The sequence below is a fragment of the Comamonas sp. w2-DMI genome, from assembly GCF_040187735.1.
Taxonomy (GTDB): Bacteria; Pseudomonadota; Gammaproteobacteria; order Burkholderiales; family Burkholderiaceae_C; genus Comamonas; species Comamonas terrae.
Genome location: NZ_JBANEL010000018.1, coordinates 63,726 through 78,636, shown reverse-complemented (window position 1 = coordinate 78,636; position 14,911 = coordinate 63,726). Strand labels below are relative to the sequence as shown.

Here is a 14,911-nt window from a genome sequence, read left to right as displayed (position 1 = left end):
GCCCGCGCATTGCCGCAATTTCCGAGGTTTTCCGCCGGTTGCCGGCCGAATCGGCGCCGTCTGCCCAATCAGCCCGGCAGCCGGTACAGCGTGCCGTTGAAGTCCACGGCGGCGCTGGCATGCAGGGCATCGAGCTGGGCCAGCACCAGCTCGCGCACCGGGGCCGTCACGGCGTTCAGGCCCAGCAGCCGGGCCACGGCGGCGGGCAGCTCGTCGCGCTGGCCGCCCAGGCTGGCCTTGAGCGCCTGCACAATGGCCTGGCGGATTTCGGATGGCGGCAGGCAGTCGGGGCGGCGCAGATGGGCCGAGGCCGCTGCGGCCCGGTTGCGCACCCGCACCGTGCGGCCGGGCAGGTCCAGGAACCCGTTCTCTGCGGTGATGGTCCGGTCGGCCAGCAGGGCATCGCGGGCCTGCTCCAGCGCCTCGCGGATGCGGCTGCCCGCGCGTTGCAGGCCCCAGAGCGTGCGCATGCGGGTGACCAGCTCGTCGAAGTGCACCGGCCCTTCCTGCTCCACCACCTGCAGTGCCAGCTGGGCCAGGCGCGAGGTCGGCACGCTGTGCAGCTCCTGATCGGGGGCCTCGAAATAGGCCTCCGTGTACGGCATGCCGGCAGGGGCAGGCGACGCGGCCTCGGCCAGAGGTGTGCGCTCTATTGTTTCGATAGCGGCTGGCGCCGGTGCAATGGGGGCTGGCGGCGGATCCTGTTCAAATTCCAGCCTCGCGGCCTGTACCGCGGCCAGCACTTTCTCGGTCTCGGCTTGCGGCTGGCGGAACCAGTCGCAGCTCCAGATGCGGTGCAGCTTCCAGCCATGGCCTTCGAGCACGGCCTGGCGCAGGCGGTCGCGGTCACGGGCCGAGCGGCTGCTGTGGTAGCTGGCGCCGTCGCACTCGATGCCCAGCAGATAGCGGCCCGGCCGCTGCGGATCAACCACGGCCAGGTCGATGAAGAAGCCGGCAATGCCGATCTGGGGCTCGACCTGGAGTCCGTGCGCAGTCAAGGCCTGGAGCACGTCTTCCTCGAGCGGCGACTCCGGCGCGCGCCCGCTGCGGCCGGCCAGCGCCAGCTGGCCGGTGGCCGCGTATTGCAGAAAGACCTTGAGCGCCGCCACGCCCTTGCCCTTGCCGCGCTCCAGGTCGATATCGTCGGCCGTGATGGACGAAAACACCTCGCAGCGCTGCTTGGCGCGCGAGATCAGCACGTTCAGGCGGCGCTCGCCGCCATCGGCGCTCACCGGGCCGAAGCGCATGGGCAGATAGCCCTGGGCATTGCGCGCATAGGCGACCGAGATGAAGATCACGTCGCGCTCGTCGCCCTGCACGTTCTCGAGGTTCTTGATGAAGAAGGCTCATTGGGATGAGCCACGAAGAAAGGCTCGGCCTCGGGCTGCTGGCGGCGCAGCAGCTCCAGCTCGTCCTGGATGGCGATTTTCTGCTGCAGCGAGAACGCGGCCACGCCCAGGCTCAGCTGTGGCGTGAGCAGCGCATGCTGCATGATGGCGCGGGCAATGGTCCGGGCCTCGACGCGGTTGACGCGCGTGCCGCCGCTGTCGAATCGCCCTTCGGGCAGATGGTTGAAGCGCAGCCCCATGCCGGCGCGGGCCGTGTAGGGGCTGGGCACGATGAACAGCGCGCTGTTGTAGAACTGCTGGTTGGACACGGCGATCAGCGACTGGTGGCGGCTGCGGTAGTGCCAGCGCAGCATGAGCTGGGGCATGCCCTTGGCCAGGCACAGGCTCAGAATGCTCTCGACATCGGCGGCGCCGGCGACCGGCGAATCGCCTTCCTCGTCGTCGAATTCGTCCTGCTCGCTGGTCATGCGCGAGAAAAAGCGCGTGGGCGGCAGCTGGCGGTCGTCGCCCACCACCACGAGCTGCCTGCAGCGGGCCATCGCACCCAGCGCATCCACGGGCTCGATCTGGCTGGCTTCGTCGATCACCAGCAGGTCGAACTCCACGGCGCCGGGCTCCAGGAACTGGGCCACGGACAACGGGCTCATCATGAACACGGGCTTGATGGCCTGGACGGCCTCGCCCGCATGCTTGAACAGCTTGCGCAGCGGCATGTGGCCGCGCTTGCGCGCTATTTCTCCGTTGAGCACGCCCATGGGACCCATGCCGCCGGCCCCGCGCGGCACCTGCTCGTAATGGGCGAGGGCGGACTGGGCGCGCGCCAGCTCTATGCGTTCGATGTCCAGGGCGCGGAAGCGGCGCACCTTCTGGCTGTGCTGATCGCCGTTGAAACCCACGAGCTGCGGCGCGCTCTGCGTGGCCTGGCGCAGCAGGGCCTCGTAGTAGGAGCGCTCGAAAGCGGGGGCGAGCGCATCCGGCGCCAGGGCCTGCTGCTCCAGCTGCTCCACCAGGGGCGCCAGACCGGCCTGGCGCGCCTGGACGCGGATGGCATGGTATGAGGTCCAGTCCAGCAGCGCTGCCGGCCGGGCCAGCCATTGTTCCAGGCGCTCCTCCAGTGCTTGCAAAGGGATAGCGCTCAGCGCTGGTGCGCCAAAGGATTCCTCGATGTCCAACTGGTAATTTGCAAGTACGGTCTGCGCAATAAGCTCTAGTTTCTGTAGCGATGTGGCGGCCGTCGCGGCCAGCTCGGCGCAATGCGCGGGCGACGGCAATCGGGCATAGAGCTGGCGGAAGGCCTCGCTGCGGCCCTGGCCGTCGGTCCCCTCCATCCAGCGCAGCACGGTGCGCAGCTGCTCCCAGTCGCTTTGCTCGCCGTGCCAGAGCTGGCCGAAGGCGGCGGCGCCATCCGCGTCCTGCCGGGCCAGAGCCTGGCGCAGGGCCTGGGCCTGCATCAGGCTGTCCAGCAGCTGCAGGCGCTCGGTTCTTGCCGCAGGCAGCGCCGCCTTGAGGTGGGCCTTGACGCTGGCGACCGCCTGGCGGTAGCTGCCGTTGAAGATGCGAAACAACGAATCGCCATGGGCGGCAATGCGCTGGCGGGCGCCATTCCAGTCTTGCTGCCAGGCCGATGCCGCAAAGCGGCTGTCAATCTCGGCGGCCAGGCTGCCCAGCTGCGTGCCGCATTCCAGCAGCTTTTGCAGCTGGCCCAGGCCGTGGCTCCAGATCCCATGGGCGACGGCCTGCCGGTCCAGCGCCGGGGCCGAAGCCAGTTGCCGCGCCAGGGCGATCTGCTCGTGGATCGCCTGCATGTCTTCGGGCGGTGGCGCCTGCAGCGATTGCGCCAGCTGCCTGCTGTCTTGCAGCAGCTGCTGCAACGCCTGCCGCAGCGCCGGCAGCTGCTGCTGGAAGCGCTCTGCATCGAGCTTGAGCAGGGCCGGGTGGGCCACGCCGCGCCAGGGGTGGCGGGCAACGGGCGCCACCTTGGCGGCGGCCTGGTGCAGGGCCTGCACGGTCTGGCGGCGGTCCTGGAATTGCTGGGGCGTCCAGCCGGCGGCGCCTTGCAGCAGGTCGGGCAGATGGGCGATCTGCACCGCATCCAGCCGGGCCAGCTGGCCGAGGATCTGGTAGGGCGTGAGTGCGCAGGGCGCCAGCGGAGCATGCATGGTCTCGCTGTGCGCATTGAGCTGCTGCTGCACGCTGGTGAGCTCGCCGATGATCTGGTCGCGATGCTCCACGCGGGGGCGGCCCAGGTCGCGCGTGGCCTTGAGCTCCTCGAGCACCTTGCGCTTGTTGGCATGGTGGCTGTGCAGCTCCAGGCAGGCCGGGCCCAGGCCCACGGACCCGAGGCGGCGATTGACCACTTCCAGCGCCGCCATCTTTTCGGAGATGAACAGCACCTTCTTGCCGTCGGCAATCGCGGCGGCGATCACATTCGTGATGGTCTGGGACTTGCCGGTGCCCGGCGGACCCTGGATCACCAGGTTCTCGCCGCGGCGCACGGCCTCGATGGCCAGGGACTGCGAGCTGTCCGCATCGACCACATGGCGCTGGCTGTCCACGGGAACCAGGCGGTCCACGTCGGCATCCTCGGGAAAGATGCGTTCGCGGGCCTCGAAGCCGTCATGCAAGGCCGCGGCAATCAGCGAGTGCCGGTCGAGGCGCTTGCCGTCAGGCCAGGTGCCCGCGTCCAGGTCGCGGTACATGAGGAACTTGGCAAAGCTGAAAAAGCCCAGCGTCATGGCATGGGGCAGTACCTGCCATCCGGGCTGGGAGGCGGCCACGGCGGCGACCTGTTCCAGGTACCCAGCCGGATCGAAGTCTTCGCCTGCCTTGAATTCGGGCAGTTCCAGGCCGAAGTCGGCCTTGAGCTTGGCGGCCAGCGACAGGTTCTCGGCCGCGTCCTCCTGCAGCCAGGAAAGGGTGAAGCGCTGGGCCGCGCTTTGGCGCTCCAGGGCCACGGGCAGCAGGATCAACGGGGCAAGGCGCGGCTTGTCGGGCGCGTTGCGGTCGAACCACTGCAACTGGCCCAGGGCCAGGAACAGGATGTTGACGCCTTGCTCCTCGATGAAGGTGCGGGCGTCGTAGTACATGTCCAGCAGGCGGCGCTGCAGCTTGTCCGTGGTCAGCCGTGTCTGCAGCCCCAGGTCGCGGTGGCGCTGGGCTATGCCGCGCTCGTCGGGCATGTCGCCCGCGCCGTCGGCACCGTCTTCAGGCTGGGGCAGGGCAAGCGACGCCAGGCCTGCCGCATCGGCATCGGCATCGGCATCGGCATCGGCATCGGCATCGGCATCGGCATCGGCATCGGCATCGGCATCGGGGGCCTGGGCCGGCTCGTCCGCCTTGGCGGGCACAAAGCGCATGGCCCTGTTTTCTTCGACCATCAGCCGATAGATTTCGGGTGTGAGCTCGTCGGCGAAATGCAGCAGCCTGGCGCTGCCGGACTGGGGCAGGCTCAGCAGCCGGTTGCGGGTGGACAGGTCCAGCAGCGTCTTGCGGCTTTTTTCGAGCTGGCGGGCGACGGGGCAAGCGGGCGCAGCGGCGCCGGCAGGCTCCGCGCCTGAAAGCGCTGGCGCGGAGCTGTCGTCGGCGCCGTGATTCAGATTCACATGGGCGGACATGGATTTTCCGGGTCAATCAGTTGGCACTGACTGTACTGGGAAATCCGGCCCGCCCTCAGCTCTGGCCAGGCTTGGCGGAAGGCAAAAGCCCCGCGGCCCGCAGCTTGTCCTTTTTGCTGGGGCGGCGGCCCTTGATGCCGCCGTTGCCGTCCTGCGCAACAGGTGGCGGCGGAGCTTCTTCGGTGGGCTCGAACCCGGGAAGCTGCTCCAGCGCGATATCGAGCTGGTTGCGCTTGCAGATCAGCTTCCAGTGCGCGGTGTCGGCCGGCGTGACGAAGCTGATGGCTGTCCCCGCATGGCCGGCGCGGCCCGTGCGGCCGATCCGGTGGATATAGTCGGCCGGCGAGCGGGGCAGGTCGTAGTTGACGACAGCGGGCAGCTGCGCAATGTCGATGCCGCGCGCGGCCAGGTCGGTGGTGATGAGCAGCTGCCAGCGCTTGGCCTTGAACTGCTCCAGCACCTCCTTGCGTGCGCCCTGGCTCATGTCGCCGTGGAAGGTGGTGGCATAGATGCCGGCGCGGTACAGCTTGTTGGCCAGCATCTCGGCCGTGTGGCGCTTGGCGACAAAGACCAGCGCGCGCTCCCAGTCCGGGCTGTCCTTGCCGTCCTCCAGCAGCTGGCGCAGCAGTTGCATGCGGCGGCTGCCGTCGACGGCGATCGCGCGCTGGACGATGTTCTCGGGGCTGCTGGCGCGCTCTGCGCCGGCATCCGAATCCACCTGGACTCGCACGGGTTCGTGCAGCAGCCCGTCGGCCAGGGCTTCCACGTGCTGGGGATAGGTGGCGGAGAACAGCAGGGTCTGGCGCTGGCGCGGCAGCAGGGCCAGCACGCGGTTCAGCTCCTCGGCAAAGCCCAGGTCCAGCAGGCGGTCGGCCTCGTCCAGCACCAGGTGCTGTACGGCACTGAGGCGTATGGCGTTATGCGCCGCCAGATCCAGCAGGCGGCCGGGCGTGGCCACGAGGAAATCGGCACTGCCGCGCAGCTGCATCATCTGCGGATTGATGGACACGCCGCCGTAGACGACGCGGCAGCGCGGGCTGTGCGGCAGGTGGCGCACCAGATCGCTCAGTGTCTCGTGCACCTGCAGGGCCAGCTCGCGCGTGGGCACCAGGATCAGCGTGCCCAGCGTGCGCACAAAGCCGGTGCGGGCCCGGGCGGCGCCTGATGCCTGCCATTGCTGCAACAGCGGCAGCAGATAGGCCGCTGTCTTGCCCGAGCCCGTGGGCGCGCAGGCCCGGAGGTTGCGCCCGGCCAGAACGGCCGGCACGGCCTGCTGCTGGATGGGCGTGGGCTCGGCCAGCCCCAGGTCTTGGGCCGCATTCACAAGTTCGGAGCGCAGGCCGAGGGTGGCAAAGGACATGGTGGACAAGAGAAAAAGAAGAAGAGGGGGCACGCCGGCGCGCGCAAGGAATGCGGCGGCAGGGCAGGTGGCGCATTGTGCGTGAATTGCGGCATCGCAGTGCCGCACAAGGGAAAAGCCGTGGACGCTACATTCGCAGCAGGCGGGCATGTGCCCGATGCACAGCAAGGAGACGTTCATGGCACAGGCCATTGTGATCACGGAATACGGCGGCCCCGAAGTGCTGCAGATCGCCACGGTGGAGCCCCGGCCTGTCGCGCGCGGCCAGGTGCGCGTGCGGCACACGCGCATCGGGGTGAATTTCCACGACATCTATGTGCGTTCGGGCCTGTACAAGACGCTGGCGCTGCCGGGCACGCCCGGCATCGAGGCCGTGGGCGTGGTGGCCGAGGTGGGCGAGGGCGTGGCCCGCTGGAAGGCGGGCGACCGCGTGGCCTATGTGTCGTCGGCCTACGCCATCTATGCCACCGAGCGCGTGATCGACGCCGAGGAACTGATCGCGGTGCCCGACGACCTCGGCGACGATCTCGTGGCGTCCAGCCTGCTGCGCGGCCTCACGGCCGATGTGCTGCTGCACCGCGTGGCGCAGGTGGCCGAGGGGTCGCGCATTCTGGTGCAGGCCGCGGGCGGCGGCATGGGCCAGATCCTGAGCCAGTGGGCCACGCAGCTGGGCGCCATGGTCATCGGTACGGCGGGCAGCGATGCCACGGCCAGGAAGGCCGATCAGGCCGGCTGCGTGGAGGTGATCCGCTACCGCGGCGAGGGTGCGCAGGACGTGGCCGCGCGCGTGATGGCGCTCACCCGGGGCCATGGCGTGGACGTGGCCTACGACGGCGTGGGCCGCGACAGCTTCGACGGTTCGCTGGCCAGCCTGGCCTTCGGCGGCCAGCTGGTGATGTACGGCCAGTCTTCGGGGCCCGTGCCGCCGCTGGAGATCGCGCGCCTGGCGGCCCGCTCTGCCAGCGTGTGCCGGCCCATGGTGTTCCATTTCGTGCGGAGCCCCGCAGAGCGCGAGGCCATGGCCGCGCGCGTGTTCGAGGCGCTGCGCAAAAAGCATTTCCGCATGGCCGAGCCAAGGGCCTTTGCGCTGGCCGATGCGGCGGCCGCGCACCGCGAGCTCGAGGCCCATGGCGCCGTGGTACCCATTGTGCTGGTGCCTTGAGATGCTATGAAAACAGGGGCTGCTGGCGCCTGCCGGCCAAAGATTTGGACGCGAAATCAGCTTGAAATCATGGCAAGACGCGCGTGAAATGCTCCTTTTTTTGCAAGCGCCATGGCTTGCATGGCCGCAGGCATGCGGCCACGGCCCGTAAAAAAAAAAGCCCGCAGGACTGGCGTCCTGCGGGCTTTTTCATTCAGGTCCGGCGAGCCGGGCCTGGCCGGGCGATCAACGCTGGGCGATGGGCTTGACGTCGCGCGACACGGAGCCGGTGAACAGCTGGCGGGGGCGGCCGATCTTGTATTCGGGGTCGGCCATCTGCTCGTTGAGCTGGGCGATCCAGCCCACGGTGCGGGCCAGCGCGAAGATGCCGGTGAACAGGTTCACGGGGATGCCGATGGCGCGCTGCACGATGCCCGAGTAGAAGTCCACGTTCGGGTAGAGCTTGCGCTGAACGAAGTAGTCGTCTTCCAGGGCGATCTTTTCCAGCTTCTTGGCCAGGGCGAACAGGGGGTCGTTCTCCAGGCCCAGCTCGGCCAGGATCTCGTTGCAGGTTTCCTGCATGAGCTTGGCGCGGGGGTCGTAGTTCTTGTAGACGCGGTGGCCAAAGCCCATCAGCTTGACGCCGCTGGTCTTGTCCTTGACCTGTTCCATGAACTCGCCGACCTTCTCGATGCCGCCGTTGGCCTGGATGCTTTCCAGCATGTTCAGGCAGGCTTCGTTGGCGCCGCCGTGGGCAGGGCCCCACAGGCAGGCCACGCCGGCGGAGATGGCGGCAAACGGGTTGGTGCCCGACGAGCCGCACAGGCGCACGGTGGAAGTGGAGGCGTTCTGCTCGTGGTCGGCGTGCAGGATGAAGATGCGGTCCAGCGCGCGCTCGACCACGGGGTTGACCTTGTATTCCTCGCAGGGGTTGCCGAACATCATGCGCATGAAGTTGCCGGCGTACGACAGGTCGTTCTTGGGATACATGTAGGGCTGGCCCATGCCGTACTTGTAGGCCATGGCGACCAGCGTGGGCATCTTGGCGATCAGGCGGATCGCGGCGATGTTGCGGTGCTCGGGATTGTTGATGTCGGTGCTGTCGTGGTAGAAGGCCGACATGCCGCCCACCAGGCCGGTCAGCACGGCCATGGGGTGAGCGTCGCGGCGGAAGCCGCGCAGGAAGAACTGCATCTGCTCGTTGACCATCGTGTGCTTGGTCACGGTGTCTTCGAATTCGGCCTTCTGCTTCTCGTTGGGCAGCTCGCCGTACAGCAGCAGGTAACAGGTTTCCAGGAAGTTGCAGTTCTTGGCCAGCTGCTCGATGGGGTAGCCGCGGTACAGCAGCTCGCCCTTGTCGCCATCGATGTAGGTGATGGCCGATTGGCAGGCAGCGGTAGAGAGGAAGCCCGGGTCATAGGTGAACATGCCCGTCTGGGCATAGAGCTTGCGGATGTCGATCACATCCGGGCCGATGCTGCCCTGGTAAACGGGCATCTCGACACTGGGAGCACCGTTGCTGAAAGACAGCGTTGCTTTGTTGTCAGCGAGTTTCATTTCCAAACTTCCTTCTCTAGTTTGCCTAACCTACCGGGATTGGGCGCCGGGCTGGCGCTTGCGCACCATCTCCAGCACTTCCCTGACTTCTTGGGTATCGAGTTGGCCTTCAGGTTCCTTGCGGCGCAGGAAAAGATCCATCAGGTCGTTGTCTGCCAGATCCATCAAGGCAGACAGGCCGGCTGCATGCTGCTGCGTGAGCCGGTTTCCGTAGGTGGCGAAGAACTGCTCGATGAACAGATCGTTCTCGACCAGGCCGCGGCGGCAGCGCCACCGCAGCAGGTCGCGCTCACGTTCTTCGAGCAGGGCATTCGTCATACGCATCAGATGGTTCGACGAACCATCAGCTCCTTGATCTTGCCGATGGCTGCAGTGGGGTTCAGGTGCTTGGGGCACACGTCCACGCAGTTCATGATGGTGTGGCAGCGGAAGAGGCGGTACGGATCTTCCAGGTTGTCAAGGCGCTCGCCGGTGGCCGTGTCGCGGCTGTCCGCGATGAAGCGGTAGGCCTGCAGCAGGCCGGCCGGGCCCACGAACTTGTCGGGATTCCACCAGAAGCTGGGGCAGCTGGTGGAGCAGCTGGCGCACAGAATGCACTCGTACAGGCCGTTGAGCTCTTCGCGCTCTTCGGGCGACTGCAGGCGCTCCTTGCTCGGCGATGCATACAGATCGCTTTGCAGGTAGGGCTTGATCGAGTGGTACTGCTTGAAGAACTGCGTCATGTCCACGATCAGGTCGCGGATCACCGGCAGGCCGGGCAGGGGCTTGAGAACGATCTCACCCTTGAGGGTGTTCATGTTCGTCAGGCAGGCCAGGCCGTTCTTGCCATTGATGTTCATGGCGTCGGAGCCGCACACGCCCTCGCGGCAGGAGCGGCGGAAGGCGATGGACGGGTCCATCTTCTTGAGCTTGACCAGCGCATCCAGCAGCATGCGCTCATGGCCGTCCAGCTCGACTTCCACGGTCTGCATGTAGGGCTTGGCATCCTTGTCCGGATCGTAGCGGTAGATTTTGAAAGTACGCTTCATTTTGATCTTCTCTCGTGGGCTGCTGGATTAGAACGTGCGGACCTTGGGCGGCACGCTGTCAACGGTCAGGGGCTTCAAGTTCACCGGCTTGTAGGACAGGCTGTTGGTGGCGCTGTCCCACAGGGTGTGCTTGAGCCATTCCTTGTCGTTGCGGCCCAGCGGGAAATCGGGGTGGTCGGCAGGGTGCTCGTAGTCGTACACGGTGTGTGCGCCGCGGCACTCGTGGCGGGCGGCCGCCGAGGTCATGGTGGCCTGGGCGACTTCGATCAGGTTGTCCACTTCCAGCGCTTCCATGCGCGCGGTATTCCAGACCATGGACTTGTCCTTCAGGGTCACGGAGCCCACGCGTTCGCGGATGGCGTTGATCTTCTCCACGCCCTCGTCCATGCCCTTTTGCGTGCGGAACACGCCGGCGTGCTGCTGCATCGAGGAGCGGATGTCGTTGGCGATGTCCTGGGCATAGATGCCGTCCTTGGATTCCTGCAGCTGGTTCAGGCGTGCCAGGGTGCGGTCGGCGCCGTCGGCCGGCACGGCATGGTGGTCGCCGAAGTCCCTGACGAACTGCACGATGTGCTTGCCGGCGGACTTGCCGAACACCAGCAGGTCCAGCAGCGAGTTTGTGCCCAGGCGGTTGGCGCCGTGCACCGACACGCAGGAGCATTCGCCCACGGCGTAGAGGCCGTTGACCACGCGGTTCTGCTGGCCGTCCCAGGTCACGACCTGGCCGTTGATGTTGGTGGGGATGCCGCCCATCTGGTAGTGGATGGTGGGCACCACGGGGATCGGCTCCTTGGTGATGTCCACGTTGGCGAAGTTGTGGCCGATTTCTTCCACGGAGGGCAGGCGCTTGCGGATGGTGTCGGCGCCCAGGTGGTCCAGCTTCATCAGGATGTAGTCCTTGTTGGGACCGCAGCCGCGACCTTCCTTGATTTCCTGGTCCATGGAGCGGGACACGAAGTCGCGCGGTGCCAGGTCCTTCAGCGTGGGCGCGTAGCGCTCCATGAAGCGCTCGCCTTCGCTGTTGAGCAGGATGGCGCCTTCGCCACGGCAGCCTTCGGTCAGCAGCACGCCCGCGCCTGCCACGCCGGTGGGGTGGAACTGCCAGAACTCCATGTCCTGCAGCGGGATGCCAGCACGGGCTGCCATGCCCAGGCCGTCGCCGGTGTTGATGAAGGCATTGGTCGATGCCTGGAAGATGCGGCCGGCGCCGCCCGTGGCCAGCAGCACGGCCTTGGCGTGCAGCTCGTACAGGTCGCCGGTCTCCAGTTCGATGGCGGTCACGCCGACCACGTCGCCCTGGGTGTTGCGGATCAGGTCCAGGGCCATCCATTCCACGAAGAAGTTGGTCTTGGACTTGACGTTCTGCTGGTACAGCGTGTGCAGCATGGCGTGGCCGGTACGGTCGGCCGCGGCGCAGGCGCGCTGCACGGGCTTTTCGCCGTAGTTGGCCGTGTGGCCGCCGAAGGGACGCTGGTAAATCGTGCCGTCGGGATTGCGGTCGAAGGGCATGCCGAAGTGCTCGAGCTCGATCACGACGTTCGGCGCTTCGCGGCACATGAATTCGATGGCGTCCTGGTCGCCCAGCCAGTCGGAGCCCTTGATGGTGTCGTAGAAGTGGTAGTGCCAGTTGTCCTCGCTCATGTTGCCCAGCGAGGCGGACACGCCGCCCTGCGCAGCCACGGTGTGCGAGCGGGTGGGGAAGACCTTGGACAGCGAGGCGACCGACAGGCCGGCGCGCGACAGTTCCAGCGCGGCGCGCAGGCCGGAGCCGCCGGCACCGACGATGACGACGTCAAACTTGCGCTTGGTGATGTTTGCTTTGGTATAGCTCATTCTTAACCTTCAATCGTGGAGACTGTGTCTCGATCAGAGACGCCACAGAACCTGAACGCCCCAGCCGACGCAGCCGACCAGCCAGACAATGGTGAAGACCTGGAGCAGGAAGCGCAGGCCCGCGGGCTTGACGTAGTCCATCCAGATGTCGCGCACGCCGATCCAGGCGTGCCAGCCCAGCGCCACGAAGACGGTCAGGGTCAGGAATTTCATCCACTGGGGCGCGAAGATGCCGGCCCATTGCTCGTAGCCGATGGGGCCGCTGGTGGTGAGAAAGCGCACCAGCAGGACCACGGTGTAGATGGCGATCAGCAGGGCGGTGGCGCGCTGGGCGAGGAAGTCGCGGGTACCGTAGTGCGCGCCGACGACGATGCGCTTGGAGCCGTAGTTCACGGACATGGTTTTTCCTTATCGTGAGGTGTTATCGACTGGCGGCTGTATCTCAGTACAGGCCAAACAGCTTGGCGCCCAGCACCACGGTCAGGACCAGGCTGATCGCCAGCACGGTCAGCGCCGTGCTCTTGCCGGTCTGCTTGTTGACGGCGTGATGGTTCACATCCATGACCAGGTGGCGGATGCCGGCGCAGAAGTGGTGCAGGTAGGCCCAGATCAGCGCCAGGCACACCAGCTTGGCGAACCAGCCAAAGCTGCCGCCGAACACGGCGGTGAATCCGTCATACGAAATCTCCGAGGACACCGACCTGTCGAACATCCAGATGATGAACGGCAGCAGCAGGAACATCAGCAGGCCGCTGACGCGGTGCAGGATGGACACGATGCCTGCGGGCGGCAGGCGGTAGGTCGTCAAGTCCTTGAAGAGATGGATGTTGCGGAACTCGGGCCGCTGTTTGGCTTGTTGCTCTGTCATGGCAGGGTACTTTCGTGGATGTAACTGCGTTGTAATCGCTAGTGCGAAGCGATACAAAATTCTATTGCAATGCAGCACAAGTGGTTTACCGGGAAATGCGTACCGGGCACGTAGGTTTCGGTGCAATGGGTTATTTTCCCAGGAGATTCAGCTCAATGCATTGCGGTAATGATGGGTATCGGTGCGGTAGAGGCCGCGGCGTAACTCCATGGGAACATCGTTGTAGGTGAAAGCCGTGCGCTCCACGCTGAGCAGGGGGGTGCTGCAGGGGACATTGAGCAGCTGGGCCTGTTCGGCGTCGGGCAGGACGGCGCGGATTTTTTCATCGGCACGAACCATGCGAACCCCGTAGTCGAGTTCGAACATGGCGTAGGTCGGCCCCTGGTAGCTGGACATCTGCTCGACCGTGAGCCCCTTGAAGGCGTGGCCGGGCAGCCAGATGTCCTCGAGAATCGTGGGCACGCCGGCAAAGGACAGGATGCGGCGCACATGCATGACCGCATCGCCCGTGCGCAGCGCCAGGGCGCGGGCCACTTCGGCGGGGGCGCGCAGGCGGCGGCAGTCGAGGATGTGGCGCTCGGCACGGCCCTCGCCCTGCAGGTCGCCGGCATCGGGGTGCAGTTTCAGGAAGCGGTACTGGACCTGCTGGGCCGCATGGGTGGCCACGAAGGTGCCCTTGCCCTGGCGGCGCATGACGAGGTTTTCGGAAGCGAGCTCGTCGATGGCCTTGCGCACCGTGCCCTGGCTGACCTTGAAGCGGGCAGCCAACTCCATTTCACTGGGGATCAGCTCTCCAGGGCGCCATTCGCCGGCTTCCAGGCTTTGCAGGATGAGCCCCTTGATCTGCTGGTACAGGGGGCTGAATGCCGGAGTGGAGACGCCAGTACCGCCAGTCGTGGTGGCAGGGGATTCTGGGGCTGTGCTGTGAAGGGTCGGCATAGGGGTGGTGAAGGGGTGCCTCCGCGGTGCGACGCGTAAAGTCTGTCGTGTTTTTGCTAGTGTAGCTCTTTGCCGATCATATCTTATATAAGACATAAGACAAATTGACCGAGCTTTCAAATCGGCAGTACACTTTCGCCATGTTTGCGGAGCACGGGCTGCTGGTGATGGACGCTGGTGCAACCTGGCGCCGGTAACATCTCAATTTTTTCCAAAACTGGAGTTTCACCATGAGCAAGAAGCCCATTCGTGTCGCCGTCACCGGCGCCGCTGGCCAAATCGGTTACGCCCTGCTGTTTCGCATCGCCTCCGGCGAAATGCTGGGTAAGGATCAACCCGTCATTCTGCAACTGCTCGAGATTCCCGACGAGAAGGCACAGAACGCCCTGAAGGGCGTGATCATGGAACTGGAAGACTGCGCCTTCCCCCTGCTGGCCGGCATCGAAGCCCACAGCGACCCCCTGCAGGCCTTCAAGGATACCGACTACGCCCTGCTGGTCGGTGCCCGCCCCCGTGGCCCCGGCATGGAGCGCGCCGACCTGCTGGCCGCCAACGCCCAGATCTTCACCGCCCAGGGCAAGGCCCTGAACGCCGTGGCTTCGCGCAACGTGAAGGTGCTGGTCGTGGGCAACCCCGCCAACACCAACGCCTACATCGCCATGAAGTCGGCTCCCGACCTGCCGGCCAAGAACTTCACCGCCATGCTGCGCCTGGACCACAACCGCGCTGCCTCGCAACTGGCAGCCAAGGGCGGCTTCAAGGTCGGCGACATCAAGAAGCTGACCGTCTGGGGCAACCACTCGCCCACGATGTACGCCGACTACCGCTTCGCCACCGTGGACGGCAAGTCGGTCAAGGACATGATCAACGACCAGGAGTGGAACAAGGACGTGTTCCTGCCCACCGTGGGCAAGCGCGGCGCCGCCATCATCGCGGCCCGCGGCCTGTCGTCGGCTGCCTCGGCTGCCAACGCCGCCATCGACCACATGCGCGACTGGGCCCTGGGCTCCAACGGCGAGTGGGTCACCATGGGCGTGCCTTCCAACGGTGAATACGGCATTCCCGCCGGCATCGTGTTCGGCTTCCCCGTGACCACCGAAAACGGCGAATACAAGATCGTCGAGGGCCTGGAAATCGATGCCTTCTCGCAGGAATGCATCGACAAGACCCTGGCCGAGCTGCAAGGCGAGCAGGACGGCGTCAAGCACCTGCTGTAAGCAAG

The 14,911-nt window shown here is 66.0% G+C and carries 10 protein-coding genes and 1 pseudogene; 2 read left to right on the top strand and 9 right to left on the bottom strand.

Translation table 11 applies throughout. From position 1 onward, the window contains the following. Positions 1–68 precede the first annotated feature (68 nt). Positions 69–4,831: pseudogene (proA, locus tag V8Z74_RS18035) on the bottom strand (anti-phage protein ProA). A 187-nt stretch (positions 4,832–5,018) separates the two neighbouring features. Further along, positions 5,019–6,323, bottom strand: a complete 1,305-nt coding sequence (locus V8Z74_RS18030; protein ID WP_349710470.1) for a DEAD/DEAH box helicase — start codon at positions 6,321–6,323, stop codon at positions 5,019–5,021. Positions 6,324–6,501: 178 nt separating this feature from the next. Between V8Z74_RS18030 and V8Z74_RS18025 the strand changes: the two genes are divergently transcribed. After that, positions 6,502–7,485: a quinone oxidoreductase family protein gene (locus V8Z74_RS18025; RefSeq protein WP_349710469.1), complete on the top strand. Its 984-nt coding sequence runs from the start codon at positions 6,502–6,504 to the stop codon at positions 7,483–7,485. 225 nt (positions 7,486–7,710) lie between these two features. Here V8Z74_RS18025 and V8Z74_RS18020 read toward each other — a convergent pair whose 3' ends face one another. From V8Z74_RS18020 to V8Z74_RS17990, 7 genes are all read right to left on the bottom strand, one after another. After that, positions 7,711–9,021, bottom strand: a complete 1,311-nt coding sequence (locus V8Z74_RS18020; protein ID WP_066481157.1) for a citrate synthase — start codon at positions 9,019–9,021, stop codon at positions 7,711–7,713. Between the two features lie 30 nt (positions 9,022–9,051). Continuing rightward, positions 9,052–9,345, bottom strand: a complete 294-nt coding sequence (locus V8Z74_RS18015) for an FAD assembly factor SdhE (protein WP_066481158.1) — start codon at positions 9,343–9,345, stop codon at positions 9,052–9,054. After that, positions 9,345–10,049, bottom strand: coding sequence for a succinate dehydrogenase iron-sulfur subunit (locus V8Z74_RS18010; RefSeq protein WP_066481159.1), 705 nt, complete (start codon positions 10,047–10,049; stop codon positions 9,345–9,347). Before V8Z74_RS18010 ends, V8Z74_RS18015 begins: the two co-directional genes overlap by 1 nt. Before the next feature lie 27 nt (positions 10,050–10,076). After that, positions 10,077–11,882 (bottom strand): succinate dehydrogenase flavoprotein subunit, encoded by a 1,806-nt coding sequence (sdhA, locus tag V8Z74_RS18005; protein WP_066481161.1) that lies wholly within the window; start codon positions 11,880–11,882, stop codon positions 10,077–10,079. 33 nt (positions 11,883–11,915) lie between these two features. Beyond that, positions 11,916–12,281 (bottom strand): succinate dehydrogenase, hydrophobic membrane anchor protein, encoded by a 366-nt coding sequence (gene sdhD, locus V8Z74_RS18000; protein ID WP_066481169.1) that lies wholly within the window; start codon positions 12,279–12,281, stop codon positions 11,916–11,918. A 43-nt stretch (positions 12,282–12,324) separates the two neighbouring features. Next, positions 12,325–12,750 (bottom strand): succinate dehydrogenase, cytochrome b556 subunit, encoded by a 426-nt coding sequence (gene sdhC, locus V8Z74_RS17995; protein ID WP_066481173.1) that lies wholly within the window; start codon positions 12,748–12,750, stop codon positions 12,325–12,327. 147 nt (positions 12,751–12,897) lie between these two features. Continuing rightward, a complete protein-coding gene (locus tag V8Z74_RS17990) occupies positions 12,898–13,689 on the bottom strand; it encodes a GntR family transcriptional regulator (protein WP_066481179.1) in 792 nt (263 codons plus the stop codon). A gap of 230 nt (positions 13,690–13,919) precedes the next feature. Here V8Z74_RS17990 and V8Z74_RS17985 point away from each other — a divergent pair, with 230 nt between their 5' ends. Next, positions 13,920–14,906, top strand: a complete 987-nt coding sequence (locus V8Z74_RS17985; protein WP_349710467.1) for a malate dehydrogenase — start codon at positions 13,920–13,922, stop codon at positions 14,904–14,906. The last annotated feature ends 5 nt before the right edge of the window (positions 14,907–14,911 follow it).

What these genes read in the sequence shown, in the direction of transcription:
- V8Z74_RS18030 (WP_349710470.1), bottom strand. Translation starts at nt 6,323, where the DNA reads ATGTCCTTTGCCACCCTCGGCCTGCGCTCCGAACTTGTGAATGCGGCC.
- V8Z74_RS18025 (WP_349710469.1), top strand. Translation starts at nt 6,502, where the DNA reads ATGGCACAGGCCATTGTGATCACGGAATACGGCGGCCCCGAAGTGCTG.
- V8Z74_RS18020 (WP_066481157.1), bottom strand. Translation starts at nt 9,021, where the DNA reads ATGAAACTCGCTGACAACAAAGCAACGCTGTCTTTCAGCAACGGTGCT.
- V8Z74_RS18015 (WP_066481158.1), bottom strand. Translation starts at nt 9,345, where the DNA reads ATGCGTATGACGAATGCCCTGCTCGAAGAACGTGAGCGCGACCTGCTG.
- V8Z74_RS18010 (WP_066481159.1), bottom strand. Translation starts at nt 10,049, where the DNA reads ATGAAGCGTACTTTCAAAATCTACCGCTACGATCCGGACAAGGATGCC.
- sdhA (WP_066481161.1), bottom strand. Translation starts at nt 11,882, where the DNA reads ATGAGCTATACCAAAGCAAACATCACCAAGCGCAAGTTTGACGTCGTC.
- sdhD (WP_066481169.1), bottom strand. Translation starts at nt 12,281, where the DNA reads ATGTCCGTGAACTACGGCTCCAAGCGCATCGTCGTCGGCGCGCACTAC.
- sdhC (WP_066481173.1), bottom strand. Translation starts at nt 12,750, where the DNA reads ATGACAGAGCAACAAGCCAAACAGCGGCCCGAGTTCCGCAACATCCAT.
- V8Z74_RS17990 (WP_066481179.1), bottom strand. Translation starts at nt 13,689, where the DNA reads ATGCCGACCCTTCACAGCACAGCCCCAGAATCCCCTGCCACCACGACT.
- V8Z74_RS17985 (WP_349710467.1), top strand. Translation starts at nt 13,920, where the DNA reads ATGAGCAAGAAGCCCATTCGTGTCGCCGTCACCGGCGCCGCTGGCCAA.